The organism is Rhodococcus sp. NPDC056516 (assembly GCF_042794655.1).
Classification (GTDB): Bacteria; Actinomycetota; Actinomycetes; order Mycobacteriales; family Mycobacteriaceae; genus Rhodococcus_F.
Genome location: NZ_JBHTTG010000006.1, coordinates 83,222 through 109,836 on the forward strand (window position 1 = coordinate 83,222; position 26,615 = coordinate 109,836).

At 61.6% G+C, this 26,615-nt stretch carries 24 protein-coding genes, 1 tRNA gene and 1 other RNA gene; 7 read left to right on the forward strand and 19 right to left on the reverse strand.

Translation table 11 applies throughout. The features are described 5' to 3' along the window. Positions 1-76: 76 nt before the first annotated feature. Positions 77-679 (reverse strand): lipocalin family protein, encoded by a 603-nt coding sequence (locus ACFQ6Y_RS19030; protein ID WP_378635860.1) that lies wholly within the window; start codon positions 677-679, stop codon positions 77-79. A 178-nt stretch (positions 680-857) separates the two neighbouring features. Here ACFQ6Y_RS19030 and ACFQ6Y_RS19035 point away from each other — a divergent pair, with 178 nt between their 5' ends. Continuing rightward, on the forward strand, positions 858-3,392 hold the full coding sequence (locus ACFQ6Y_RS19035; RefSeq protein ID WP_378635865.1) for an alpha/beta fold hydrolase: 2,535 nt from the start codon (positions 858-860) through the stop codon (positions 3,390-3,392). 10 nt (positions 3,393-3,402) lie between these two features. On the opposite strand, the gene ACFQ6Y_RS19040 is transcribed toward ACFQ6Y_RS19035, so the two are convergent. The 14 genes from ACFQ6Y_RS19040 to ACFQ6Y_RS19105 form a co-directional block, all read right to left on the reverse strand. Continuing rightward, entirely contained in the window at positions 3,403-4,512 is a 1,110-nt protein-coding gene (locus ACFQ6Y_RS19040) for an NAD(P)/FAD-dependent oxidoreductase (protein ID WP_378635868.1), read from the reverse strand. A 62-nt stretch (positions 4,513-4,574) separates the two neighbouring features. Then, positions 4,575-4,647, reverse strand: a tRNA-Ala gene (locus tag ACFQ6Y_RS19045). A gap of 145 nt (positions 4,648-4,792) precedes the next feature. Next, positions 4,793-5,533: a thioredoxin domain-containing protein gene (locus tag ACFQ6Y_RS19050; RefSeq protein WP_378635872.1), complete on the reverse strand. Its 741-nt coding sequence runs from the start codon at positions 5,531-5,533 to the stop codon at positions 4,793-4,795. A 42-nt stretch (positions 5,534-5,575) separates the two neighbouring features. Then, complete coding sequence (locus tag ACFQ6Y_RS19055) at positions 5,576-6,064, reverse strand: MauE/DoxX family redox-associated membrane protein (protein ID WP_283303651.1); 489 nt, start codon at positions 6,062-6,064, stop codon at positions 5,576-5,578. A gap of 25 nt (positions 6,065-6,089) precedes the next feature. Further along, positions 6,090-7,343, reverse strand: a complete 1,254-nt coding sequence (locus ACFQ6Y_RS19060; RefSeq protein ID WP_378635877.1) for an MFS transporter — start codon at positions 7,341-7,343, stop codon at positions 6,090-6,092. Positions 7,344-7,385: 42 nt separating this feature from the next. Next, a complete protein-coding gene (pgm, locus tag ACFQ6Y_RS19065; protein WP_378635882.1) occupies positions 7,386-9,023 on the reverse strand; it encodes a phosphoglucomutase (alpha-D-glucose-1,6-bisphosphate-dependent) in 1,638 nt (545 codons plus the stop codon). Between the two features lie 97 nt (positions 9,024-9,120). Beyond that, positions 9,121-9,465, reverse strand: coding sequence for a fluoride efflux transporter CrcB (gene crcB, locus ACFQ6Y_RS19070; protein ID WP_378635887.1), 345 nt, complete (start codon positions 9,463-9,465; stop codon positions 9,121-9,123). Beyond that, the gene (locus ACFQ6Y_RS19075) at positions 9,462-9,839 is read right to left on the reverse strand and encodes a CrcB family protein (protein ID WP_283303647.1); all 378 of its coding nucleotides are present in this window, start codon (positions 9,837-9,839) and stop codon (positions 9,462-9,464) included. The genes crcB and ACFQ6Y_RS19075 overlap by 4 nt, the downstream gene beginning before the upstream one ends. A 23-nt stretch (positions 9,840-9,862) precedes the next feature. Continuing rightward, a complete protein-coding gene (locus ACFQ6Y_RS19080) occupies positions 9,863-10,666 on the reverse strand; it encodes a DUF1295 domain-containing protein (RefSeq protein ID WP_378635893.1) in 804 nt (267 codons plus the stop codon). Next, positions 10,663-11,979 (reverse strand): class I SAM-dependent methyltransferase, encoded by a 1,317-nt coding sequence (locus tag ACFQ6Y_RS19085; protein ID WP_378635898.1) that lies wholly within the window; start codon positions 11,977-11,979, stop codon positions 10,663-10,665. The genes ACFQ6Y_RS19080 and ACFQ6Y_RS19085 overlap by 4 nt, the downstream gene beginning before the upstream one ends. Further along, positions 11,976-13,265 (reverse strand): class I SAM-dependent methyltransferase, encoded by a 1,290-nt coding sequence (locus ACFQ6Y_RS19090; protein WP_378635901.1) that lies wholly within the window; start codon positions 13,263-13,265, stop codon positions 11,976-11,978. The genes ACFQ6Y_RS19085 and ACFQ6Y_RS19090 overlap by 4 nt, the downstream gene beginning before the upstream one ends. Next, complete coding sequence (locus ACFQ6Y_RS19095; RefSeq protein WP_378533933.1) at positions 13,262-14,005, reverse strand: DUF1365 domain-containing protein; 744 nt, start codon at positions 14,003-14,005, stop codon at positions 13,262-13,264. Before ACFQ6Y_RS19095 ends, ACFQ6Y_RS19090 begins: the two co-directional genes overlap by 4 nt. After that, positions 13,996-15,276, reverse strand: a complete 1,281-nt coding sequence (locus tag ACFQ6Y_RS19100; RefSeq protein ID WP_378533935.1) for an NAD(P)/FAD-dependent oxidoreductase — start codon at positions 15,274-15,276, stop codon at positions 13,996-13,998. The genes ACFQ6Y_RS19095 and ACFQ6Y_RS19100 overlap by 10 nt, the downstream gene beginning before the upstream one ends. Further along, positions 15,273-15,917, reverse strand: a complete 645-nt coding sequence (locus tag ACFQ6Y_RS19105) for an alpha/beta hydrolase (RefSeq protein WP_378533937.1) — start codon at positions 15,915-15,917, stop codon at positions 15,273-15,275. The genes ACFQ6Y_RS19100 and ACFQ6Y_RS19105 overlap by 4 nt, the downstream gene beginning before the upstream one ends. Positions 15,918-15,970: 53 nt before the next feature. Between ACFQ6Y_RS19105 and ACFQ6Y_RS19110 the strand changes: the two genes are divergently transcribed. The 3 genes from ACFQ6Y_RS19110 to ACFQ6Y_RS19120 all read left to right on the forward strand — a co-directional run bounded on the left by ACFQ6Y_RS19110 (position 15,971) and on the right by ACFQ6Y_RS19120 (position 19,291). Further along, positions 15,971-16,801: a GNAT family N-acetyltransferase gene (locus tag ACFQ6Y_RS19110; protein WP_378533939.1), complete on the forward strand. Its 831-nt coding sequence runs from the start codon at positions 15,971-15,973 to the stop codon at positions 16,799-16,801. A gap of 79 nt (positions 16,802-16,880) precedes the next feature. Next, the gene (locus ACFQ6Y_RS19115) at positions 16,881-18,209 is read left to right on the forward strand and encodes a DUF222 domain-containing protein (protein ID WP_378635905.1); all 1,329 of its coding nucleotides are present in this window, start codon (positions 16,881-16,883) and stop codon (positions 18,207-18,209) included. A 101-nt stretch (positions 18,210-18,310) separates the two neighbouring features. Further along, positions 18,311-19,291: an alkaline phosphatase family protein gene (locus ACFQ6Y_RS19120; RefSeq protein ID WP_378533943.1), complete on the forward strand. Its 981-nt coding sequence runs from the start codon at positions 18,311-18,313 to the stop codon at positions 19,289-19,291. 581 nt (positions 19,292-19,872) lie between these two features. Here the strand turns inward: ACFQ6Y_RS19120 and ACFQ6Y_RS19125 are convergent. Then, positions 19,873-20,340, reverse strand: a complete 468-nt coding sequence (locus ACFQ6Y_RS19125; RefSeq protein WP_153212485.1) for a hypothetical protein — start codon at positions 20,338-20,340, stop codon at positions 19,873-19,875. 555 nt (positions 20,341-20,895) lie between these two features. On the opposite strand from ACFQ6Y_RS19125, the gene ACFQ6Y_RS19130 reads away from it, so the two are divergent. Together ACFQ6Y_RS19130 and xerC are read left to right on the forward strand one after the other, a co-directional pair. Then, the gene (locus tag ACFQ6Y_RS19130) at positions 20,896-21,639 is read left to right on the forward strand and encodes a DUF2510 domain-containing protein (RefSeq protein WP_378533948.1); all 744 of its coding nucleotides are present in this window, start codon (positions 20,896-20,898) and stop codon (positions 21,637-21,639) included. Between the two features lie 301 nt (positions 21,640-21,940). Then, positions 21,941-22,870: a tyrosine recombinase XerC gene (gene xerC / locus ACFQ6Y_RS19135; RefSeq protein ID WP_378533950.1), complete on the forward strand. Its 930-nt coding sequence runs from the start codon at positions 21,941-21,943 to the stop codon at positions 22,868-22,870. Between the two features lie 99 nt (positions 22,871-22,969). On the opposite strand, the gene ssrA is transcribed toward xerC, so the two are convergent. From ssrA to ACFQ6Y_RS19150, 3 genes are all read right to left on the reverse strand, one after another. Continuing rightward, positions 22,970-23,340, reverse strand: a transfer-messenger RNA (tmRNA) gene (gene ssrA / locus ACFQ6Y_RS19140). Between the two features lie 66 nt (positions 23,341-23,406). Continuing rightward, positions 23,407-24,981 (reverse strand): SDR family oxidoreductase, encoded by a 1,575-nt coding sequence (locus tag ACFQ6Y_RS19145; RefSeq protein WP_378635911.1) that lies wholly within the window; start codon positions 24,979-24,981, stop codon positions 23,407-23,409. A gap of 20 nt (positions 24,982-25,001) precedes the next feature. Beyond that, the gene (locus tag ACFQ6Y_RS19150; protein ID WP_378635916.1) at positions 25,002-25,961 is read right to left on the reverse strand and encodes an NAD(P)/FAD-dependent oxidoreductase; all 960 of its coding nucleotides are present in this window, start codon (positions 25,959-25,961) and stop codon (positions 25,002-25,004) included. 65 nt (positions 25,962-26,026) lie between these two features. On the opposite strand from ACFQ6Y_RS19150, the gene ACFQ6Y_RS19155 reads away from it, so the two are divergent. Then, positions 26,027-26,611 carry a helix-turn-helix domain-containing protein gene (locus ACFQ6Y_RS19155; protein ID WP_283303635.1) on the forward strand — a complete coding sequence of 195 codons (585 nt, stop codon included), beginning with the start codon at positions 26,027-26,029 and terminating at the stop codon, positions 26,609-26,611. Positions 26,612-26,615 lie beyond the last annotated feature (4 nt).

The following is a 26,615-nucleotide window of genomic DNA, read 5'->3' on the forward strand; positions in this document are numbered from 1 at the left end:
AACCTTCCGAAACCACACGTACCGATCAGTGATCGTAGTGGAGTGTGGCTTCGGAAGGTTCACGCTGACAGCAGACTCACACCGTGCAGAGTGGGCGGATGTCCGAAGTGCCCTCGGTGGTCGGTGACGTCAAGATCGTGCACGCGTTGTATCCACGGGATTCGGCGACCCGGCGGATTTCACTCCAGCCTGCCGCGTCGACGACCGGCGACCGTGAGAGCACGAACCCGGAAAGCCTGAGCGGATCGCCCACCAGGGCCCACGAATAGTCGTCGGCGATATACGTGACGATGTAATTGGGCGGACCGTCCAAGCTTTCCTGTGAGGGCACCCCGGGGAAGCTCACATGCAACTGGGCACCCGTTGCTGGATCGGTAACTCGGGCATTCCCGACGATCTCGTTGGCTTGGCCGGTCCACGTCGTACACGTGTTCTTCACGCTCACGTTCGACGAATCGACTATCCCGTAACTCGCCCGGGTGTCCTTCGCGCACGCGAGGTTGAAGGGCTGAGGAATCGCCGCCACCTGGTTCCATTCCCCTACGTAGCGCGCGGCGTCCAGGTTCGCCACCGGCTGCAAGGGTTCCCAGAGTGGGCTCGCCTGCGCGGTTCCCGAAAACATCGCCGCTGCGGCGCACACTCCCGCAATCGCAATCGCACTTCGCCCCGACCACTTCATATCACTGCTCCTCGTCTGTACAACGCTCGATCGGCATTGGTTCCTCAAAGCATTCGGAGCTGACGGACTGGAGGATGGGAACGTATGTAAAACTACTTTTGGTTTGTTATGGACCTACTTCACATACCTTATGTAGTCTTTGCTAAAAGATAGCTGAAAGTCGGACGGAGCTACTGTGATGAAGGTTGTCGACTTAGGTCTAGAGCGCACGCGCTACGCAGTCATCGACGAGACGATCGAGTCGAGGTGGCGCCGAGTTACCTCGATGCAGCACGACACCGTTGCCGTCGTGACTCCGCGCGACCGGATCACTTTCGCCGAACTCGAACTCCGGACCGACGCATTGGTCCGCGAACTTCGCCTGCGCGGGTCACACGGGGCTTGCCCGGTTGCGGTCGATCTCGAACCAACCGCCGAGTCGGTACCCGCCATCCTCGCCACTCTGATTTCCGGTCGGCCGTTGGTCATGATCGACCCACAACTCCCCGAGGCCCGGCGAGCGCACATCATGAGCACCTCGGGTGCCGTCGCGCTGCAGTCGATACTCGACGAATCAGCCGCAACGGGCTTCCGTTTCGACAACGCACTTGAACCCTCCAGTTCCGACCCTGCCATGATCGCGTTCACGTCCGGGACCAGCGGAGCCCCCAAGGGAGTCGTGCTGAGCCACTCCATGTGCCTGAACAAAGCCGACGAACTTGCCGCAGCAATCGACCTGCGACCCGACGATCACATCGGGAACCTGTTGCCCGTCAGTTTCGGAGCCGGAATCACGGCCCTGATCATGGGACTGATGAACGGAGTCACGGTCTTCTGCTGGGATCCACGCACAGACGGAGTCTCGGGAATCGATGACTGGCTGATCGAGAACTCGATCACGACCGCGCACTGCGCACCGTCATTCCTGCGAGCGTGGTCGGATCTCGAATCCGATGAAGCACTGGATAATTCGCTCGGATCGCTGAGGGTCGTCGTGACGTACGGGGAACCGGTTCACGGCGAGGACTACGCGCGCCATCGCAGTCACGGCTTTGCTCGCGTCACCTATGTCAACTGGCTGGCCACCACTGAGACCGGCGTCGTCGCATACAACGCGTTCCCGCCGCATTCCGAACTGCCCGACGGAGTGGTGCCGGCCGGACGTGCTCGCGATGGCAAGGACGTTCAGATCGTCGATGTGAACGGCGTGCCTCTCCCCGACGGGGAGATCGGCGAGATACAGGTTGTCTCCAGCGATCTTGCCGACGGATACCACGGCGACCCGGATCGAACTGCAGCACGATTCACACGTCTCGGCGAGGGGGTGAGTATCTACCGGACCGGTGACCGGGGCCGCATCGACGAACACGGCGAACTACAACTGCGTGGACGGGTTGACGACGCCGTCAAGATTCGGGGCTACCTGGTAGAACCGATGGAAGTCGAGTCGCATATTCGTCGAATTCCCGGCGTCGCCGATGTTTTCGTCGCTGCCGTACTGGAGAACGATCGACCGGAGATTGTCGCTTACGTGGTCCTGACCAAAGCCGTGATGACTCGGTCGGGGGCCGAGATGCGGCGGGAATTGGCGAAATACCTGCCCGCCTGGATGCTTCCGCGACATTTTGTTCTCATGGCCGAGCTGCCCCGTAACGAAAGGGGGAAGGTCGAGAGAACAACATTGCCATCCGTCGCGGTGAGGGACACTCCCCCAACTCTCGCCGGACCTGCCGAACTGTGGCTGTCCTCGATCTGGGAGTCGATTCTCGGCATCGATTCCATCGACCGTGAGGACGACTTCTTCGAGCTCGGCGGCGACTCCCTTGCTTCGACCGAGGTGGTGGCCAAAATTCACGACATGTTCAGGGTCCGGATCACGGCGGCAGAGTTCGCGACCGCGAGCACCGTCAAAGACCTTGCAGCGCTGATCGATCGGTGCACAATCGATCCCGACGATCGCGTCTCTCACGACACGATGGTTCCACTGAAGCTCGAAGGGTCAGGGCGACCGCTGTTCATCATGAACGGTGCAGGGTGCCCCTCGACAACACTGTCCACCTTGTCGAACGCGCTCAACACCGATCGCCCGGTCTACGCACTTCAGCCACACGGCTTCGAATCTCGCGGACTGCCCGATCGGTCGGTAGAGGCAAGCGCTCGCCGTTTCATATTCGAAATCAAGAAGATTCAGCCCACGGGCCCCTACCTCCTCGCCGGCTACTCGTACGGCGGCTACGTGGCGCTGGAAATGGCGTCACAGCTGTCCGAGACCGGTGACGCTGTCGAGCACGTCACCGTTCTCGACACCAGAATCCCCACCGACACTGCCGCACGACTAGCCGACCGTGCGGGCATCAGTTTGGATCCATCGATCGTCGACCTCGCACCACAACCATCCACCAATACCCGCTGGAAGCCGACCAGACGCACCGTAGCCGCGATGTGGATCCGCACGCTGTTCGCCGGCATTCTGCAGTACCCACCGGCCACCCAGTGGACAGTGTTCCTCTACATCGGAGGCCAGGCGCTCCGGAAGCATCGGATGCGGGAGTGCTCTGCGCCCGTCACCGTGATCCGTGGAGCCACCAACAACCGTGGACGCGAGATCTGGTCACTCATTGCCACGGGCTCACTCGATTTCGACGACGTCGACGCGTGCCACGAAGACGTCGTCCGCCAACCGTACGTCCGCAAGACTGCGGCGATCATCGATCGAGTCTGTGATCGAGCGTGACCAGCGCTGCTCATGTCCAGCTGTAGAAGAAAGAGCGGCGCGGAGTGAGTGCCCAGTCGGTCGTCGACGAACACACTCGTTCCTTGACGAACGCACCCGCCCTGCCTGCGACGAACATGCCCGTTGCGTCGTCGACACGAGTGGTCCGCTGGAACACACCTCGCCGCCTCCCGAGACTGATGCACCGGCCTGCGAACTGCGGAGCCACCGGGCGCGGCGCGGAACCTTCGAGTCGATGCAGGATCGTCTCGGCCGCATGGACTCCCAAGGGAATCGCGGCCTGACAACTCATCCTCAGTGACAGATCACCGACCGCAACCGCATCGCCCGCACCGACGATGTTGGGGTGGGACGGGCATTCGAGTCGGTCGTCGAGTTTCAGGCGACCGAGATCGTCCACGGGAAGGCCACTTCGGCGCGCCAGCTCCGGGACGCCGAATTCTGTCGCGAGAATCGTGCAATCTGCCTCCACCCGCACGCCTCCCGCTAGCTCACAAAACGCATCATCGATCCGAGTCACCCGGGATTCGGTGACAATATCGACCCCAAGATCGGTCAATGTTCTGAGAATTGCCGATCGCGCACGCTCTGACAGGTCCGGGGCCACGATTCCACCCGTCACCAAAGTGATTCGGCTGCTTCGATGCTCAGCCAGTTCTGCGGCAGTCTCGATCCCGGTGAGACCGCCGCCGACAACACAGACTGCAGCCTTCTCATCGAGAGCCGCCAGCCTGGATTTTAGGCGTACCGCGTCCTCGAATTCGGAAACGCTGAACCTGTGCTCCGCCGCCCCAGTGGTGGGTGACTGCCCACTTCCGACTGCGTAGACCAGATAGTCGTAGTCGAGCACACTGCCGTCGTCGAGGGTGAGCCTGCCGAGCCTCGCCTCGATCGTCGTCACCTCTCCGAAGACTCGGTGTGCCGCACGCGGTAGCGCCCTGTCGAACGAGACCGTCGCGTCGTAGCCAGCCGTGATCATCTGATGGAGCCTGATTCTTTGCACGAAGTGCGGGCGCGGATTCACGACGGTGACCGTGACGTCCGAACGAGTTCTCAGCAGCCGCTTCGCTGCCATGGCGCCCGCATATCCTGCACCGATTATCACCACGTGTGCGCGCATGACTCCCCATTCCGAAAACGACAAATGCTCTGCACCGATTGGTGCAGAGCATTTGTGTTGGGTGGAGCTAAGGGGACTCGAACCCCTGACCCCCACACTGCCAGTGTGGTGCGCTACCAGCTGCGCCATAGCCCCGTATTCAATTAACTCTAACAGTCGAACTCGCAGCGGCTTTTCTGCTTTCCGCTTGCTTGAAGAAAGTTACACCACTTCGATCCTGGGCAACAAATCGCCTGCTCAGAGGGAGGCGGCCGCTCCTCATCGGAGCGGCCGCTTCGACTCAGGAAAGCTTGGAAACCCAGTCGCTACTGCGCGTGTCAACGATCTTGCCGTTTGCCACGACGGTGGGGGTCCCGGTCGATCCGGCATCCTTGAGTGCCTGGCTCGCGGCTGCGGCGTTGGTTGCGGCGGCCTCGACGTTGGTGCCGGAAGAGATGCAGGTTGCCACATCTTCGGATGCGCCCGCATCCCGAGCGATCTGGGCGAGGTCGTCGTTGGTGTGGTCACTGCTGCCGCCCTCCGCAGGCTGCGTGTCGGTCGCGAAAAGCTTTGTGTGGAATGCGGAGTACGCGATCGCGTCGCCACTCTGAGCGACGCACAGCAGAGCGGCGCCGGCCCGTGTGGAGTAGTCACCGCTGCCCGACGCCCGGTTGAGGAAGTTCAGCATGTGGTAGCGAACGGCGACGTCACCGTTGTCAACGGCAGCCGAGAGCGCTTGGCCACTGAGGTGCTCGAGAGCAGCACAAGCCGGGCACAGCGGATCCTCGAAGAGATCAATGGTCGTTGCGGCGCTGGGCTTGCCGAGCAGCACCACGCCGTTGTCCTGCACTGTGACGGCAACTTCGGAATTCTGCACGGAGCCGTAGCCGTCGTTCTGGGGCTTGTTCTTGTTGTTCGTCCACAAGACACCGCCGATGACGAGGGCCGCGATCACGAGCACTGCGAGGCCACCGATGATGTAGGTGGAGCGGCTCGAGACCGGTTCCGGCGAGTATTTGTTCTTGCTGCTCTTGGTGCTCACGCTGATGCAGTCCTTCGTGCGTCGAAACGATTTACCGATTGCTTACCTTGCCACTGAAGACTGAGTATCCACTGAGAACGCCGCGCGTGATCCGGGGCCCAATGCCAACGGCGAACGCGGGAACACGAGCAGCCACACGGCAAGCGCCATGAAGCCGAGGTCCCGGAGAATCTCCTTCAGATAGTCCCAAGCACCGACGTCAGCAGCACCGCCGCCGCCGAAACATCCACAGTCGATGGACAATCCCCTGGCCCACACCGAAATGATCACCGCGATGAGGACCGTGAGAATCACCACCGAGACTGCGGCGGATACTCGAACCGCCAGACCGACGAGGATCAGCAGTCCCAGGACTATCTCGACCAGAGGAAGAGCCGTCGCCACCGGACCCACCAGTGACTCGGGCAACAGTTGATAGGCGCGCACCGCGATCTTCGTCTGCACGGGATCAAGGAACTTGAGCCCGCCGGAGATCAGCCAGACGGCTGCCAAGCCCAATCGGGCTACAAGACTCACGATACGAATTGCCACCCGATCGAGAGTACAGAATGCCCGGTCAGTCCAGGTTTGTCCGCGCAGGCGTATCCGTAAGCACCGTCACATCAGTCAGATCTTCGACGACGGATTCGACTGTCTTCGTTCGCGACGGGACGAACAACCAACCCGTAGCCGACACGACGACGACCGCTCCCATCACCGCGAAGGCCGCAGAGTACGACACATGCTGGGCGATCAGCCCGGCACAAATCGGCGCCACTACCCCACCGATGTCCGACATCATCTGGAATACCGCCAGGACGGGTCCGCCGCGAGCCGTCGACCCGATCACATCGGCAACCGCTGCTTGCTGAGCCGGGCTCATGAGCCCTGAACCGACGCCCGTCACTGCAGCGATGACAAAGAACACCACGAGGTTGTCCGTGAATCCCATCGCGATGGTGCCCACACCACAGATGAGCAGGCCGCTCACGACAAAGGGCTTGCGTCCGAAGCGGTCCGAGAGTCGTCCGGAAACGATCAACACCAACGCATTGCCGACGGCGAAGATCGTCAGGGCGTAGGCCGCAATCGACGGATCCCGATCGAGGAACTCCACGACGAACAGGGGGACCATGGCAACGCGAACTCCGAAGATGACCCCGCCGAAGGCGAGGTTCGATCCGAGCGCTGCCCGGTACACCGGCGACTGGAGGCCTTCTGTGAGAGTCATCGACTTCACATCGACAGCCTTGTCCGGTGACGCCAAATGAGATCCACGCAGGCTCACGAAGACAACGAGCGCGGCGATCACCAACGCAATTGCGTAGATGATGAACGGCATCCGGAGACCGAACTGCAACAGCGCACCGCCGACCAGCGGGCCGCCGATCGATCCCATGAGAAAGCTTGTCGCGTACAGACCCGACACGCGGCCGCGACTGTCCGGCGGTGACATGCGAATGATCAGCCCGAGAGCCGACACGGTGAACATGGTCGACCCGATGCCGCCCAACGACCGGAACAGCAGAAGTTGCCAGTACTCCCCCGCGAAAGCGCACGCGCCGGTCGAGACCGCGACGATCAGAAGGCCGACGATGTAGACCGGTCGCTCACCGAGTTTCTGTACCAAAGAGCCGCTCATCGGCGCGAACACCAATCGCATGAACGCGAAAGACGAGATCACGATCGTGGCGGCGGTGACCGATACGTCGAAGCTTCGCGCGAACTGCGGTAGCGCCGGAGCGACCAATCCGAATCCGAGGGCGATGACGAAGCTGGCGGCGACCAGTACCCAAATTTCCTGTGGCAGCTTGGCTGCACGAGTTTTCATGTCGCCCGGAATTCTAGCCGGGCGACATGAGGGGTCCGCGGGCTAGTTCGCCTTCAAGACTCCGGACACCAAGTCCTTGGCCGCTGCCTGAACCTGAGCCAGATGATCGGTGCCCTTCATCGACTCGGCATAGATCTTGTACACGTCCTCCGTGCCGGACGGCCTCGCTGCAAACCACGCATTTTCCGTCGTCACTTTGAGACCACCGATCGCCGCACCGTTTCCGGGCGCCGCTGTCAGTGTCGCGGTGATCGGCTCACCCGCCAGTTCGGTTGCACTCACCTGATCAGGAGACAGCTTTGCCAGGACTGCCTTCTGTGCGCGTGTTGCGGGCGCATCGATACGTGCGTACGCGGGGCTCCCGAACTTCTCGGCCAACGCGGCGTAGTGCGCTGACGGAGACTTTCCCGTCACAGCGGTGATTTCCGAGGCGAGCAGCGCAAGGATGATGCCGTCCTTGTCCGTCGTCCAGACGGAACCGTCGTGTCGGAGGAAGGACGCGCCGGCGCTTTCCTCGCCGCCGAATCCCACAGACCCGTCGAGTAATCCTGGAACGAACCACTTGAACCCGACCGGAACCTCGAGCAATTCGCGACCCAGGCCGCTGACCACACGGTCGATCATCGAGGAACTCACGAGGGTCTTGCCGACCTTGGTATCTGCGCCCCACCTTGGCCGGTTCGCAAACAGGTACTCGATGGCAACGGCGAGATAGTGATTCGGGTTCATCAAACCGCCGTCGGGAGTGACGATGCCGTGGCGGTCGGAGTCCGCATCGTTTCCGGTCGCGATGTCGTAGCGATCCCGAATCCCGATCAGCGACGCCATCGCGTCGGGCGACGAGCAGTCCATGCGGATCTTGCCGTCCGTGTCCAGCGTCATGAACCGCCAGGTCGGATCCACGAGAGGATTCACCACTTCGAGGTCGAGTCGATGAGTGTCGGCGATCGCGCCCCAGTAGTCGACACTTGCCCCGCCGAGGGGGTCTGCACCGATCCGGATTCCGGCGTCGCGGATCGCATCGAGGTTGAGGACAGAGGGGAGATCTTCGACGTAGTAGCGGAGGAAGTCGTAGCGTTCGACGCGGTCCAGCGCCTGCGCTGCCGTGACGCGCCTTACCCCGGAAAGCCCTTTGCGCAGTAGCTCGTTCGCTCGGTCGGCGATAACCGACGTCGCATCCGTGTCCGCGGGTCCGCCGTGCGGCGGGTTGTATTTGAAGCCGCCGTCACGAGGCGGATTGTGTGACGGTGTCACGACGATACCGTCGGCCTTGGCCTCCGGCCCCGTCGAGTTGTATCGCAAGATCGCGTGGCTCACAGCCGGGGTGGGCGTGTAGGCGTCGCGCGAGTCGACAAGAACGACGACGTCGTTGGCGACGAGGACCTCCAACGCGGAGAGCCAGGCGGGTTCGGACAGCGCGTGTGTATCCCGGCCGATGAACAGCGGGCCGTCGATTCCCTGCGAAGCGCGGTACTCGACGATCGCCTGGGTTGTCGCCAGGATATGAGCTTCGTTGAAAGCCGAGTCGAGACTGGAACCGCGATGTCCGGAAGTGCCGAAAAGTACCTGCTGCATCGGGTTCTCGGGATCAGGAGTGCGCGTGTAATACGCGGTGACCAGATGAGGAACGTCGATCAGATCCTCTGGCAGAGCCACTTGTCCTGCTCGTTCGTGCGCCACGAATCCCCCTCGGCCCGGTGGTCGACCATTGTGTCGACGCGACTGTGGACAATTGTCTACCCTGGCCGCGTGGCGTGCACGCTCGACGCCGAATACGTCAGTCCGTGATCTGGATTCCCACCCACGCAGCGGACAAGCCGACGATCAGACTGACGACGATGTAGATCAGCGAAAGCATCGTCTGACGCCGCTCGACCATGCCCACATTCTCGGTCGCGAAGGTCGAGTAGGTGGACAGGCCGCCGCAGAAGCCCGTCGCCAGGAGCGCGGCCATCTCGGTGGAAAGAGTTGCCCCGGTGAACAATCCGAGCAGGAAGCAGCCGATCACGTTCGCGGCGAAGGTTGCAGCCGGGAATCCCCTGTAAGCGGGCACATACCGCGCCAACAGGTACCGGCCGCTCGCACCCGCGCCGCCGCCGAGTGCCACCAGGAGAACCGTCATGCCGACACCCCGTCCCGCGCACGGATCCAGCGTTCACCGAGCCCTTTGCCCAGCGCTGCGGCGAGGATGGCAGGAATCAGCGTCCCGAGTACATAGAGAATCGATCGCCACGGACTCTCCGTCACCGCGTGAACCGCGAATGACGAGAAGGTCGTGAAGCCGCCGCAGAACCCGGTGCCGAGAAAGAGGTACCCCACCTTGTTGTGGACCAGCAGGGCCGCGAGTATGCCGAGAATGAGCGAGCCGACGACGTTGATGACCAGCGTCGTCCAGATGTGGGGGAACAGCTCTCCCAGACCGTATCGGCTCAGTGCCCCCAATGCTCCACCGACGGCAACCGCGCTCACTGCAGCCGGCAGCTTCAGATCACCCATGCTCTCGCCTCATCCGAAAGAGCCTACGTCCCGGATCGGGCTTTCGGCGGGCGCGGAATGAAGTAGCTTGTCCGCTGCTGATACTCGCGATAGCCCGGGCGCTGTTCCATGTGTCGCTCGAGCAACCGCGCTCCGGTGGCGAAGACCAGGAAGTACGTCATCGCGATCGGCGAGAGGACGGTCAACACCCCCGGCCACACCGAGGCCGAGACGAGGAAGATCCCCCACCACACGCACGCGTCGCCGAAGTAGTTGGGATGACGCGTCCACGCCCACAAACCTTGATCCATGATGTGGCCACGGCTGCCCGGATCGGATTTGAACTCCTCCATCTGCCGATCGCCAACCGTCTCGAACGTGACGCCGACAATCCACAGCGCGATACCGAGTACAACAAGAAGCCCGAAGCTGCCGTGCGAGACCGCAGCGACCTGGATCGGCAGGGAGACGAACCACAACGAAATCCCCTGCGTGAGATAGATCTTGCGGATCGCGTAGAGCGTTCGACTACCCGTCGTCCGTCCGAGCATTTCCTCGTACCGCGGATCTTCACCCTTGCCACGCGATCGGATCGCCATGTGGGTCGCCAAGCGCAGACCCCAGATCGCCACGAGCGCAAGCATCAGCAACCGGCGCCAGAGGTCGCCGGTTCCCACTATCGCGGACACGAGCGCGATGAGAACGAAGCCGGCGCCCCACGACACGTCGACAACATTGTGGCGCCCGATCCGTACACCGATCGTGGCTGTCACTGCCATTCCGATGGCGATCGCCAGCAGACTCGTGAGCGTGACCACTCCGAATGCGCCCCAGTCGAATCCGTTCATCGCCGCGACACCCACTGCGGCCGGACCGGTTCCATGCCCGATCGACCATCACCGAGCGGCCGGACCGACAGAATCTGATCGACGCCCATCCTGCCGTCCCGAAAAGCCATTCCCCCGCCGACGAGGTAGAGACGCCACACCCGAGCGACTTCGACGCCCACAAGTTCCACGACGCGGTCCCAATTCGATTCGAAAGTCTCGATCCACGCGTCCACCGTCCGCACGTAGTGCTCACGCAGGGCGTGGACGTCACGGACTTCGAGTCCGCCTTCCTCGATCATTCCAACGGTCCGGCCCACAGGCCTCATGTACATGTCCGGCGCGATGAACGACTCGATGAACGGGCCTCCCCCGGGATGCGAGCCGGTGCGCGACATCTGCTGAATCAACACACGCCCGCCCGCAATCACGTTGTCGTGGAGCGCTTTCACGTACGTCGAATAGTTGTCTTCGCCGACGTGCTCACCCATCTCGATCGACGCGACCGCATCGAACGGACCGTCGGGGATCTCGCGATAATCTTGTAATCGGATCTCGACCCAGTCTTCCAAACCGAGTGCGCGGATCTTCGCGTCGACAAATGCCTTCTGCTCAGCCGAGATAGTGATGCCGACGACCCGAGCGCCGTACTCCCGCGCTGCATGCAGGCTCAGCGAGCCCCAACCACAGCCGACGTCGAGAAACCGCAGCCCTCGCGCCCGATCAAGACCGACTTTGCGGCACACCAGGTCCAACTTGTCTGTCTGCGAGTCTTCGAGCGTGTATTCCGGTGCATCGGAAGTCCAGTATCCCGAGGAGTACGCCATGTTCTCGTCGAGAATCAGCTCGTAAAAATCGTTCGACAAATCGTAGTGGTGCCCGATCGCCTCGCGGTCGCGGGCGAGACTGTGCAAGCGGCCCTTCACTTGGGCCTGCGACGCCGGTGGAGCCAAAGGTCTCCCGAAAGCACCGAAGGACCGCGCGGCCTTGACCGCAGCGAGGACGAGCGATGGCGTCGGGGTGATCGACCCGAGTCCCCGCTCGGCAGACACCTTCCACACGTGTGTGAGCGCATCGCCCAGATCACCCTCGACGTCGAGTTCGCCGAGAACATATGCCTGCGCAGCTCCCAACTCGCCGGGATTCCAGAGCAGGCGTCGCAACACGTTCGCGCTGTAGAGCGTCACCTTCGGAGCGTCCTCCGGTCCTGCTGTGCTGCCGTCCCACGCAGTCAACCGCACCGGAAGCTCGCCGCCGACAAGTGGACTCAGAATTTCCGACAGTCGGCCCGCAACACCGGTGCCTTGGATCGCTCGATCCATCGTGGCGGTCACCGCTGGTTCCTCCGATCGAGAACAATTTGCTGAACGTCGAGATACCCCGATCGGAAGCCCGCCTCGGAATAGCAGAGATAGAAATGCCACATGCGCGCGAACACTGCGTCGAACCCGAGTGCAGATGCCTCGTCGGTGCGAGCGCTGAAACGCTCGTCCCACAGCCGCAACGTCTGCGCGTAGTGATCGCCCATCGACATCCGCTCACGCACCCGGAGCGTCGTCAAACGTTCGGTGACATCCTCGATCGCCCGCACCGACGGAAGGAACCCACCGGGGAAAATGTATTTGTGTACCCAGGTATAGGTGTTGCGGGTCGCGAGCATCCGGTCGTGCGGCATCGTGATCGCTTGGATCGCCGCGCGCCCACCCGGCGCCAACAGAGCGTCGATCGTCTGGAAGTAGCTGCCCCAGTACTGGTGTCCGACCGCTTCGATCATCTCGACCGAAACAACCGCGTCGTACTCCCCCTGCACCTGCCGATAGTCGAGAAGGTCGACCTGAACGCGATCTGCCAGTCCCGCAGCGCTAATCCGCTTCGCTGCCAATTCCTGTTGTTCGACCGAAAGAGTCACCGAGCGCACCGTTGCGCCGCGCTGGGCCGCTCGGATCGCCAATTCTCCCCAGCCTGTGCCGATTTCGAGCACTCGTGAACCTGGACCGACGCCCGCGCCGTCCAGCAGGCGATCGATCTTCCGGTGCTGGGCAGCTGCGAACACATCCCACGACGGGGATGCTCCTACCGACAGATCCTCGAAGAGTGCACTGGAATAGGTCATCGTGTCGTCGAGGAACAGTTCGAACATCTCGTTCGATAGGTCGTAGTGCCTGGAGATGTTCGAGCGCGTGTTCTGCGTCGAGTTCCGCTCACTGCGAGGCTGCTTCGGAATGTACAGGCCTCGTAGCCGCTGCAGGAAGTCTGGAATCAGCGTCGCCACGCGGGAGGCGAAGACTTCCAGGACCGCGGTGAGGTCGGAAGCTTCCCAATCGCCCGCCATGTACGACTCGCCGAATCCGATCAAGCCACTGTCCCCCACACGAGCGGCGAAGTCGTCCGGGCGATGAATAACCATCAACGGTGAATCCGGGCTACCGCCGCCGGAGAACTCACCATTCGGCATCTGAACACGCAGCGGCAAGCGCGCGACCGCCTTGTGGAACAGAGCGCGGGCAACCGGCGACGCAACCCGCACTTTGAAGCCGCTGGGCACCGTGGCAACGCCTGGCCACCGCTCGGTTTCGATCGTGTGAGCGGAAGGTTCGGTGCCGAGAGTAGTTGTGGTCATTGCACTGCCTCCTGCGGGTGATGTTGCGGTCGGGGAACGATGGGTAAGCGCCTGGCCCACAGCCGGATTCCTTGAAATCTGATCTGCGCGGCGACTCGGAGAGGAGCCAGCGGAACAGAGAGCGCACTGCGGACGATCTCGCGCGTCGTCGCCGGCACGCATCGACCTGACACCGTGGCTACGAATGGCGCCTTGCCGTCTCGGGCCAGAACTATCGAAAGCGCGAGCGCGGTGTCGGGTAGTGGGAGTCGCATCCGGTACTCGCCGTCCAGATCGTTGAACGGAGACACGTAGAACTCTTTGGACGTGCGAGCGGCGCCACGTTCGTCGGGTTCGAGCAGGTAACAGTGCCGCTCGCCGTAGGTGTTGTGAACCTCTGCAACAACGCAACGCTGAGTTCCGTCGTCGTTCAAGCACCAGAACACGCTCAGCGGGTTGAAAACATGGCCGAACACACGTGCGTTCGCAAGCATGAGGATCCGGCCGCCGGAGAAGTCGAATCCGTTGGTCGCCAGAAAAGTCTCGACGTTGGTACGAATCGATCGGGTGGGGTCGCCGAGGTGATCCCCGGCGTCGAACGTAGCCAAGGGGCGCAATGCCTTCGGGAGCTCGGGCAATTCGTCGACGTCGACCAGCCAGCTGTAGCTTCGGTACTCGAACTCGTTGTGCAACGGCTCCGTTCGTACGTGTCGGACGCTCGTATGAACGATGGACGGCGTGATGGGAGTCGTCACGGCCACCGACCTCCGACGCGTTCGGCGGCACGCAGGCCCGACAGTGCGCCGTCCTCGTGGAAGCCCCATCCGTGGTACGCGCCGGCAAACGCGAGCACGTTCGAGTCCAACTCGGGAAGCCGTCCCTGAGCTGCGACGGAAGTCGGTGTGTACTGCGGATGCTCGTAAGTCATCTGATCGATCACCGACTCCGGCGACACCATCTCGCCTCCCCCCAAGGTCACTATGTATCGCCGGCCGGTATCTGGGAGCCGTTGCAACCTCGTCATGTCATAGCTGACCAGAACGTGATCGGGCTTCGCGTTGCATTCCGGGATGTAGTAATTCCATGACGCGCGCGCATTGGTGTTGTCGGGCAGCACATTTTCGTCGGTGTGAAGTTGGGTGTGGTTGACGGAGTACGGCATTGCGCCGAGGACCTGCGATTCGACGGCCGTCGGTTCGGCCAAGATCTTCAGCGCTTGCTGCGGATGCGTTGCGACCACAACTGCGTCGAAGGTCTGGATCTGGTCGTCGCCGTCACGAATGTCGACGCGATCGTCGAACCGGTGGACGGCGCGAACTGGCGTGTTCAGGCGGATATCCCCGATACTTTTGGCGACGAGACGAACGTATTCGCCCGATCCACCGGTGACTGTTCGCCAGGTCGGCGATCCAGTGACGCTCAGCATTCCGTGGTGATCGAGGAACGAGAACAGGTACCGCGCGGGATACTTCAGCGCCGAGCCGGGATCACACGACCAGACTGCCGACACGAGCGGAGTCATGAAGTGAGCGGTGAAGTAGTCGGAGAACCGGCCGCTGCGCAGAAACACTCCCAGTGTCTGGTCGGGTGCCGACGGATCCGTGTTGTCGAGCAGGGCGCGGGCACGGCGATGGAAGCGCTTGACCTCCATCAACATCGACAGAAAGCTGCCGTTGACAAGGAGCCCCGGCGTCGGGAGAACGCCGCGCAACCCTTGGCCTCCCGAGTACTCGAGCCCGCAACCCCCACACCTGACCGACATACTCATGTCGGATTCCTGCGTAGGCACATCGAGTTCTGCGAACAATCGCAACAAAGTCGGATAGGTGCGGTCGTTGTGGACGATGAACCCGGTGTCGATGGCGAGGCTTCGCCCTTCCGGGTCGGTGACCGAATGGGTGTCCGCGTGCCCACCGAGCCGTGAATCCGCTTCGTAGAGCGTCACGTCACTGTCCTTACTCAGCACCCACGCCGCTGTCAGACCCGCGACCCCACTGCCGACGACTGCAACCCTGCGCTTGTCGGAACTCATCGTCGTTCTCCCGTCTTCGTCGCGGCTACCCCGCGGCTCATCCCTGCAACTGCATCGGCGACGAGGCGATGCCAGGTCGCCGCCCGGCGGAGCATGAAGTGCCCGGCGCCGTCGATGCCGAACCATTCGGCGCTCTTTCCAGACTTCTGCAGTTCGTCAACTTTCCGACGAGACGCTGCCGGGTCAGTCCAGGAGTCGGCCGTGCCGTGGAGCACCACCAGTGGTGTGTCGGAACGCAGATTCACCGACGTTCCTTCGAGCGTTCCTTCCGGCCACCACGGCGCCAGCGCAACCACACCGACCACCGCCGGATCGCCACACAGTTCAGCGGCAACTCGTCCACCCATCGAGTGCCCGAGCAGGATCACCTGAGCTTGTGCATCACGTCTCGTGATCGCGTCGAGTGCGGCTCGGGCATCGGCTACCGGACTGCGCTCGGCGCCGTTCCAACCACGGACCCGGTACCGAACCTGCACCGCTGTCACACCGGAGCGGCGAATCTGAGCAGTGAACGGGCGCATCCGAAGGTTGGACAGGTGCCACGCTCGGGCAGGGCGATGGCTCGAGACCTTTCCTCCAGGCAGCACGAGCACCACCAGGTGCTGGTCACCGTCCTGCTCTTGCCGTCGGGTAGGCGTCATGCAAGGCATTCGGAGCCGAAAACCATTTGGATGGGGTTCGTAGAATTTCTTTTGTGAATCGTGAAGCACCCGTCGGTGACGTCCTCGACGCCATGGACGCCAACTTGGTCTCCCATGCCTGCCACCTGCATGAACACTTACCGACGGCGTCGGTCACTCTCGCTGCAGATGTTGCCGTCGCAGACAGCGGCCTCGCCGACGACACTTTCAACATCATCGCCGGCGCTCGCTTAGCCGTACCTGATGAAGGCCCCGACGAAGACCCCGACGAAGACCGACGACTGCTCGACATTCTCTCGTCGATTCGAGCAACGGGACGTCCGTTCTCCTGGTGGACGGGTCCGCGCGACAAGCCCTCAGACCTCGGCGCTCGCTTGTCAGCCCTCGGCTGCGTGCGCTCCGAGGAAGAACGAGCGATGACGGCAGACCTAGATGTCGTCCCGCGCCCAACGCCTGTCGGAGAATTCTCCGTTCAGCGAGTGACGACTCGTTCACAGCTCGCCGACTATGCCGCCGTGATGGCCGCTAATTGGTCGCCGCCCTCGGCGGCAACAATTGGCTTCTTCGAAGAAACTGCCCATGCCGTCCTCGATGAGCGTTCGCGCAGTTCGTTTGTCGTCGGGTACGCGAACTCCCAGCCCGTCGCCGGAGCCGAGGTCCATTTTGCTGCCGGCGTCGCAGGACTGTACGGCGTCGTCACACTCGACGCGGCCCGCCGACGCGGATTCGGCTCGGCGGTCACCCTGGCCGCGCTCGACATCGCCCGCGAGCGGGGCGCCCGAATCGCCGTACTTCAGGCGTCCAGCGACGGCGCCCAGCTCTATCGAAACCTCGGCTTCAAGGATGTCGGCACCTACGCCGAGTACTCGATCGGCTGCGGTTAGACGTCCCCGCGGGGACGCTTTCAGTCCGCATCCATGGATGTCGGCACCCACATCTAGTATCGAACGTACATTCGAAACGATGTCGGACTCGCGCCGGGGGGCAACGATGAACGCAGCACTGATCAACAACGCAGCACTGACCGATACCGCAGCACTGACCGATGAAGAGACGCGGTGCTCCGCCCGAGTGGACGTGGAGGAACTCGGCTCCGAAATCTGCGCTCTCGCCGGCCAGATCGCCGCGGCCACTGCCCGATTCCTCACCCTCCTGTCGAAATTCGACGAAGACCGCGGCTGGACCGGCCCTGGACTGCACTCGTGCGCCCACTGGCTGTCGTGGAAATGTGGAATGAGCCTGCATACCGGCAGGGAATACGTTCGCGTCGCCAAGGCACTCCGACCATTACCTGAGATGCGGAAGGCCTTCGAGCAAGGCCGGCTGTCCTACTCGAAGGTTCGCGCACTCACTCGGGTCACCACGCCGTCCAACGAAAAGCAGATGGTTCGGTTCGGCTGTGAAGCACCCGCAGCCCAGATCGATCGCCTCGCCGCCGGTCTACGTAAAGCAACCGACAACGAATCCGGCAAAGGCAAAGCACCCGAACACCTTCAGGTCCGGTGGCATTGGGACCCGGATACGGGCGAATTTGTCATCAAAGGACGCCTGCCCGCGCAGGACGGCGCCCGAATCCTCGCAGCGCTGGCGGTGGCGGAACGTGAACGCACCCGAACCGCGTCCATCCACCCCGTCGACGAGTCAGCCACGAAGACCCCAGTCGGAAACATCGGGCCAGTCCTGGTCGCCATGGCCGAGCTCGCCACCACCGTGGTCGCAGACCGCACGTCCAAGGCCGCCACCAACGAAGTTGTGTTCTTCCACGAAGCGAACAGCGTCCGAGTACCGAGTGGACCCGCGCTCCCCCGAAATGCCGCCGAGGAAGTGCTCTGCAACGCGAAACTTCGCCTGGGAACGACAAAGGAGAGATGCGTTCTGAGTCTAGGCCGACGGACCCGTGTCGTCAGCGCCAAACAAATGTTGGCATTGAATTACCGCGACGGATGTTGCCGCACACCAGGTTGCGGGCGGACTCGTTTCCTGCACGCGCACCACGTCAAATTCTGGGGACGCGGCGGCACCACGGATCTGGACAACTTGATCACGCTTTGCGGAACCTGCCACCGTGCACTGCACGACGGCCAGTTCACCATCACTGCACTCGGCGAGCAGAAGTTCGAGTTCGTTTACGCCAATGGTCACGTCATCGACCCAGCACCGCCGACCGAAGGATTCGCCGATGGCCTACTGCGCGGAGACATACCCGACGATGCGATCGCCGCGACATGGGACGGCGAACCCCTCCACCTCGAACACGCGGTCAGCGTCATCCTCGACGGCTGGGCCGCCTGAGGAAACATTGGTCTAGTCCAATCTGAATCTGCCGTGAACAACTGGACAACCCTCACATCCAGGTAGTGCAATTGGTCTAGTCCTATCGCAAGATGCTTAGCGTGACCAAGAAAATCGCACGCACCTCAGCCGCCATCACACTCCTCCTCGCCGGCGCGGTAGCAGCCGGAACTGCAACCGCTGCAGCAATTCCCGGATCATCCGACCTCAATCCGTCGGCTGCCGAGAAGACAGTTGTCATCGGCCTCGACGGCACCATGCTCAGCCACATCAAGACCGCCGACGCTCCCCGTCTCCAGAAGCTGATCGCCGAAGGAACCAGCGGAGAATCTTCCATCCTCGGCCACACCACTATCTCCGGACCGTCGTGGTCGACGATCCTGACCGGGGTCTGGGACACTAAGCACGGCGTCAAGGACAACACGTACGCGGGCGCCCGCTTCGACCTCTACCCGAGCGTCTTCACCCGATTGGAAACAGCAAAGCCCTCCCTCCTCACCGAATCGATCTCCACCTGGGGCGGCATCGACAACATCGCTTCTAGTGGGACACCGAAAGCTGACGTTGTCGTGACCACAGCCGATGCAGGTTCCGAAGCGGCCACCGACGCTGCAACGGCAGACGCCGTCGCCCGGGACATCACCGACAAGGGACCTGACCTGATCTTCACCCAACTCGATCAGGTGGACGGCGCAGGGCACAGCGGCGGCACCAACGGCGCTGCGTACGACGAGTCGATTGCCTCGGTCGACGCCCAGGTGGGCAAGATTGTCGATGCTGTCGATCAGCGCGCAGCGAAGACCGGCGAGAAGTGGACTGTACTGGTCACTGCGGATCACGGGCACAAGCCCACCGGCGGGCATGGCGGTCAGACACCGGCGGAAGCAACGACATTCGCCATAGCGCGCGGTGCGGGATACGCGGCCGGTAAGACCACCCACGCGTACACGATCGCCGACATCACTCCGACAATCCTCCAGAGTCTGGGCGTTGCATTGCCTGCCGACCTGGACGGCAAGCCGCTAGCCGAGGAAGCTCCCGGCTTCGTCGGCTCGGTCGACCTGGGATTCTTCGGCTCCTGATCGCAAGAAAGCCCCTGCGCGGCCGCAAAGCGCCGCAACATGACAGCAGCAAGACAACAAAAAGGTCGGGCCGGAGAGCGTGTGCTCTCCGGCCCGACCTGTTGTGGAGCTGCCGGGAATTAAACCCGGAACCTACAGTGGTGAGTAGCTGTGACTTCTTAACTACAATCCTCGCACGATCGATCGATTACTTGCGGTTGTGCCGGCGGTTGGTTTGCGGGTCAACTCCGGCGCGTTCGGGCGTTCGGATCTCCCCACCTTTCTACGGGCACTAAGAACCCTTGCAAAGCTGCGGGGGCTCTATAGTGAGGAATCTCAGTTTACAACATTACAATCTTCTCGTGGCACCCAATTATTTTCATCCCGAGCCTGGGCAGCCCGCCCGGATGTAGGAATCCCCACGTCGGTCTTCGAGTTCGTGCTCGAAGAACTTCCAAGGACGAGTTCTGTCATTAGTCCACTCGGATCCGTCACGGCGCACTTCCCCCGCGCTTATCGCAGTGCAGGCAGGTTTGGTTCTTCATATCGGCGACAATATTAGACCTGGATACCAATAGAAAGGAGATCACCAATGCCGGACACTAGGAACTTGAAGAATTAGATGGCTGCGGATACTTCGCTGCCAGCCGTTGCTCCTCCTTATTCAGTTGCCTTCCTCGCGCTGCAATATTAAATACAGCAACGAAAATGCACACAATTGCAACGCCAGCCAGCACATCCTCTATGCCATCGGGTTGTTTGGCCACACTGATAACTGCTAAGGCGGCCATCGCTCCTGCTCCCAAGGACAGGCTGAAGAGTGACATGAATCGGTGATACGCCAAGTTGTGTTTGGACACCAACTCTCGGACTGCTCTGTCTATTTCATCCTTCATCATCAGGTGCGCCGGAAGGTCCTCTGGGAGCAATGCCAACAGTTCGACATCTCGCCGAATGTTGTCTCGGTCGTCACGCCGATTCTGTCGCGCACCAATCAACCCCACAACTATCGACGAGGCTGCAGCTACAACACCCACGACAATTGCAACGGTGCCATTCACGTCTGACACTCAGAACTCATTTCGCCGTAGTTTCACCGAGTCGGTGCATGCCGAGCCAATTTACATTGAGTCCTTTGCGGGCCGATCAACGACTACCCGGAATGGATGGGCTTGATCAAGCGACGGTGATTGTGCCTGCCAGAGTGGGACCGGCGCCGCCGGCCGCGAGTCTCAAGGTGACGCCTCAGATTTGTCAATTATTCTGTTTTTATAGATGCCTTACCTCACAATCCACTACCATGACGCGCCCTCGCAAACCTAAAAACGGAGTTCGTGAACCTCGAAAAGAATCGAATGCATCGAACGCTGGCCCCGGAGCGGACTCCAGCTCGACCGGCGCCTTCAACCATCGCGCCACCGACTCCGAACCGCTCAGCGTCTAATGCAAGTGGCACAATCCTGCGCTAGCACTCATCGAGCATGAACAGCGGATCACCGGTCACGCCGCCTAAGCCTTCTGGGTCACACTGCCTGTGTTCAAATCATGTATCGAACGACTACCGCCGCGAAGAACACGCATACATCCAACGACGCATCGCATCCACCAACTGAAAGGCCCACACAATGAGCACTCCCCCGGCGGGCTGGCATCCCGACCCCGAAGACAATAAGCAGCTCCGCTACTGGGACGGTCAACAATGGACCAGCGCGACACAACCCATGCCCGCCGCGCAGACCCCGACACTGGAAACGCCCGAGCAGAAGAAAGATCGAAAGCGTCAGCTCGTCGCCATTGGCATCATCATCGCTGCGGTAGCGAGCATCGCTATCTTCAAGAGCATCGACTTCAGCAGCGACGACACTGAAACCGCAGCAGCCGAAACAACGACCACGCAGGCAGCTCGCACAACCACAACAGCCCGTACGACAACAGCTGGTGCTGCGGCCACCCCGCTAACGACATCCGCAGTACCCAGTTCGACCACCCTGCCCGTCGCCGCGCAAACCTCGAAGCCACTGCCGGCCACATGCAAGACTCCAGCGCAATCGGTAATTGACCAGATCGATGCGTCCTTTATCGAAGCCGACAGACACCTTGAAGATGTGTTCATGGTCTACGGCCGCAAAGATGTCGCCTACATCGGCGCGAACATCGTGGACTCCGCAGGCACCCGAGTGTCGAGCGCTGACATATGGGTGCAAAGCGACGGCATGCTCTTCTCGCTATCGAGTGACGCACGCAGACGTACTGCCCTACCTGATGGACGAAAGCTGCTCGACATCAGCGCAGGCGACGAGTTCGGATCTGCTGTATCCGACTGCATCATGGTCAGCGTCATCAACCGAAACGTCTCTGGCGGAAACTGATGCCTCGGCCCCGACTATCTGTGGGTGAGCACGGGAAGATCAGCCGCCGAGACTCCCAGACGGGCGGTGGGTCGCCACATGCTGGGTACGTGACGAAGACGGCAAACGCCGCCAAGCCACCAAACAAACACCCCTCGGCATCCGCGACAAACACGGCGCCGTCGCCGAACGCACCCTGCTCGAATCACTCAAAACCCGACACGTCCAAGCCGCCGGCCAAATCACCTGAACCAGCTCAGTCCACTACCTGTGGACCGAATTCGAAACACAACTCATCACCCCAGGCAAAGCCGAGAACACGTTGAAGGACTACCGGCGACAGTCCAAGCACATCCTTCAACGCCTAGGCGACTTACAGATCTGGGAAGTCACCACCCAAGCGCTCGACTCGTTCGTTCAGGACGTGGCCGTCAATCGTGGTGTGCCGACAACCAGGAAGAACCGCACCATCCTGCTCGGCATGTTCAAGATCGCTGTCCGCTACAACGCAATCCCGGTCAACCCGATCCGCGAGCTCACCTCGATCGCAGGGAAACGAAAGAAGCGGGCACGGTCATTGGACCCCGAATCGTTGGCTGCGCTACTTCGGGACCTTCGTACCTCAGATGTGCCGTGCCCGGTCATCTTGGCGCCGTACCAGCTCGCTCGCGGGCAGAAAACTTCTTCCACTGACATCCCGACTGTTGCGAAGTTTTGTGCGTCGAACGACATGGCCGACATCATCACAATGTTCGCTGCTACCAGCTGCCGCATCGGTGAACTACTCGCGATCCGCTGGCAAGACATCAACCTCGACACCAAGACAGTCGCAGTGACAGGCCAGATCGTCCGGATCCGCGGCGAAGGACTGGTGCGACAGGACCGGACGAAGTCGGAGGCCGGCGATGACCGAGACCTTCCGCTGCCAGCGTTCGCTATAACCATGCTTCGCGGACGCCGTCAGGATTCGGTGTACGTATTCGAGTCCTTGGCGGGAACAATTCTGGATCCGGAGACGGTCGGTCGTCGGTGGCGTCAGATCCGGGCCGCCGTGGACTTGGAATGGGTCACCTCACACACCTTCCGCAAGAACCTCGCGACGATCCTCGACGAGGAAGGCTTAACTGCCCGGCAGGCTGCGGACCAGCTCGGGCACGCTCAGGTCAGCATGACGCAGGACGTGTACTTCGGTCGAGGGAAGGTGCATACTGCTGCTGCGGACGCGCTGGATACTGCGGTTTCCGGGAAGTAGCCGGGGCGCGAAAGTGGAACGTAAGTGGACAGTGACCTATTTCGGACACAAAAAATGAGGCAGGCCCTACACCCTGTCTCGAGTGTCTGACCTGCCTCTTTGTGGAGCTGCCGGGAATTGAACCCGGGTCCTACGTTGAATCGCTAGGGCTTCTCCGTGTGCAGTTCGCTAAGTCTCTACTTGGATCTCCCAGTCTCGCGAACAAGCCAGGATGACGATCCCAGTCACTGTTTGATGTCCCATTCGACTCCGTGACCGAGCCGAACAGTAAAGCCCTCTAGCTGATGCCAGGAACCGGGTCGAGGGCAACCCCGGGCTGACAGACACGCTTCGCTACTTAGGCAGCGAGAGCGTAGTCGCGCTGATTGGAATCGGCGCTTATAGGTTTGCAGCGACGCTTACGGTGGTCTCTTGCCTGCACCGACACGCTTCCCCTAACTCAACACACGCAGTCGAAACCGTTCAGCCCCGTGTGTGCCCCGCGTCTTTCGTGGGGCTATTCACTATAACGCGCCGAAGTTCGGAAGTCATACCAATTAATCGGCGGCACTTTCCGTGTCTCTCGCCCCAGCCGTGTCCCTCGCCCCAGCCGTGTCCTTCGCCCCAGCCGTTTCCTGCACTGCAGCCATCTCACGCTCGGCAGCACCGGTGATGTTGGTGATCATGCCCTGAAAGACAACTCCGTGGAAGGGCAGGATCGAGTACCAGTAAGCCCGGCCGGCGAGCCCGCGCGGAAAGAAGACCGCACGTTGATCGAGGTGCGAACCCACCGGTCGGCCGTCCGCGCCCGTCGGACCTTCCGATACTCGCAACTCCAACCATGCCCCGCCGGGAACCTTCATCTCGGCGCGCAAACGGAGCAACTTGCCTCGATCGATCTCTTCGACGCGCCAGAAGTCCAGGGCTTCACCGGTGTTGAGTCGCCGGGGATCGCGTCGACCTCGGCGTAGGCCGACACCGCCAACTGCTCGATCCATCCACCCCCGGATCGCCCACGCCAAAGGGAAGGAATACCAACCATTCTCACCGCCGATCGACTCGACGACCGACCAGAGGGTTTTCGGATCGGCAGCACAGTCGCGTTCGCGATGATCGACGTAGACCGCTTCACCAGCCCAATCCGGGTCGGATGGAAGAGGATCGGAGGGTGCTCCCGCGATCGTTGCACCGGACCACGCCGTCTCCACCTCACCGGTCTCGATCTTGTGAAGTGCCAAACGCACCGCTTCCCGATACGACGTGAGGCCACAGGCGGGAGGCGGGATGAAGTCGTCGATGTCGTGATCGTGCATCACCGCGTCGTTCTGCAGTGACTCGATCAACGGCATCGCCAAGCCCCGTGGGATCGGGGTGACCAATCCCACCCAGTGACCTGCCAGCCTCGGCGTGAGAACAGGCAGGACGAGGATGCGGCGACGTACCAGTCCTGCAACGTCGGCGTAGGTGTTCATCATCTCGCCGTACTGCATGACATCCGGCCCACCGATGTCGAAGGCGCGGTTGACCTCCGGCGTTGTTGCCGCGGCTGCGGTCAGATAGTGGAGTACGTCACGCACCGCGATCGGCTGGATGTTGTTGTGCACCCACTTGGGGGTGGTCATCACCGGAAGTCGATTGGTCAAGTGACGCACCATTTCGAAGGACGCCGAACCCGATCCGATCACCACTCCAGCTTGGAACACAACCGTCGGAACCTCGGAGTCGAGCAGGATCCGACCGACTTCGAGCCGAGACTGCAAGTGAGTCGACAACTCTCGGTCGGACGGATGAAGCCCACCGAGGTAGACGATCCGGCGCACCCCCGCATCGCGTGCGGCGGCGGCGACGTTCTGCGCACTCCGCTTGTCGATGTCAGAGAAAGACCCTCCCCCGCCCATGGCGTGAACGAGGTAGTAGACCACGTCGATGTTGTCGAAAACACCTGTGAGTGAATCACTGTCGGTCAAATCCCCGCGCTTGATCTCCACCGAATCATGCCAGGGCACATCGCGAAGCTTCTCGGGACTTCGCACCACCACCCGCACGCGGTGTCCCTCTTCGACCAGGCGAGGGGCAAGACGTCCGCCGATGTATCCGGTCGCACCCGTGATCAACACTCTCACTGCGTCCATCACCCCACGCTACGCAGAATTCAGCTCCGAAGCGCGAGCGCAACCTCGAGGTCGTCGTTCGTCAGCATCATGTTGATCCCCGCCCCGGCCTTCGCCCCGGCGGCTGCGGCCATGATGACCTGGGCACCCGGGTCGACGACGTTGCCGGCGGCGAACACGCCGGGCACACTTGTGGCCCCCATCATGTCGACAGTGACGAAATCGCCCATCATCGTCTCTGCGCGCTGCGCGCCGAATGTACGCAAGATCGCATCGTTGGGATCCATCGTGAGGGCTCCGCCGACAAAAACTGCCGAACGCGCGACCACAGTGCCGTCCACCAATCGCACGCCCACCAAGCGATCGTCCTCTACGGCAGGACCGGCGACCTCACCCTCCACGATCGAAATATCTCGGGCTGCAAGCTTTTCCCGATCTTCGGCACTCAGTTCGGTGATTCGATGGAGGAAGAGAACCACGTCGTCAGACCACTGGCGCACCATGAGTGCCTGGTGCATCGCAAACTCCGCGCTCTTGGCGATCACGCCGAGCGGCTGATCACGCACGCTGTACCCGTGGCAGTACGGGCAGTGCAACACGTCGCGGCCCCATCGCTCACCGAAGACTTCGAGTTCTGCCGGTAGACGGTCCGTCAGGCCCGTTGCGACAAGGACTTTGCGTACCTGAATCTTGCTGCCGTCAGCGAGTTCGACGGAGAAATCGGCCGAAGGATCCTCACTGTCCCGTGTCACGGAGACGACCGTGCCGTCGTGGAACTCGCCGCCGAATTTGCGGACCTCACCTCTGCCGATGGTCAACAGTTCGGCAGGGTTCATGCCGTCACGGGAGAGGAATCCGTTCATGTGGTCGGCGGCCGCGTTTCGTGGCGATCCGTTGTCGAAGACGATCACGGACCTGCGTGCCTGACCGAGAATGAGTGCGGCGTTGAGGCCTGCCGCACCGGCTCCGATTACTGCTACGTCGAATGAGTTCTGCGTCATGAATCCAGAATGACAAGAGAACGCAATCTTGACAAACACTGTTGCCACTTTGGCAAAATGAATGCATGACCGAAACATCGTTCGAAGCCGTACTGGCCGGCATCGGCCCTCGCCTACGTGCGTTGCGCCAACAGTCCGACATGACCCTGGCCGATTTGTCGGAGGCCACCGACATCAGTGTGAGCACACTGTCGAGACTCGAATCAGGTACTCGCCGAGCCAACTTGGAGCTTCTGCTGCCGATCGCCAAGGCACACGGCGTCCCGTTGGACGACCTCGTGAACAGCAAGATCAAAGATCCGCGTGTGCGAGAAGAACCTCGGACGGTCGGATGTATGACGGTCATTCCGCTGACGAGCCAGCCCGGCAATCTGCAGGCCTACAAGATGATCATCTCCCCCACCGACGACGATCGCGAGCCAGGATCTCACGAGGGTTACGAGTGGGTCTACGTTCTGTCCGGGCGCATCAGACTCCAACTCGGCGACCGTGATTTCATCATGGGTGCCGGCGAGGCAGCCGAATTCGATACACACATCCCGCACCGCATCAGTGCTGCCGACGGTCGACCGGCCGAGGCGATCAGCCTCTTCGGAAAACAAGGCGAGCGGGTTCACCTACGCGCTGCACCGGCCGACAGACGCGGCTGAAACA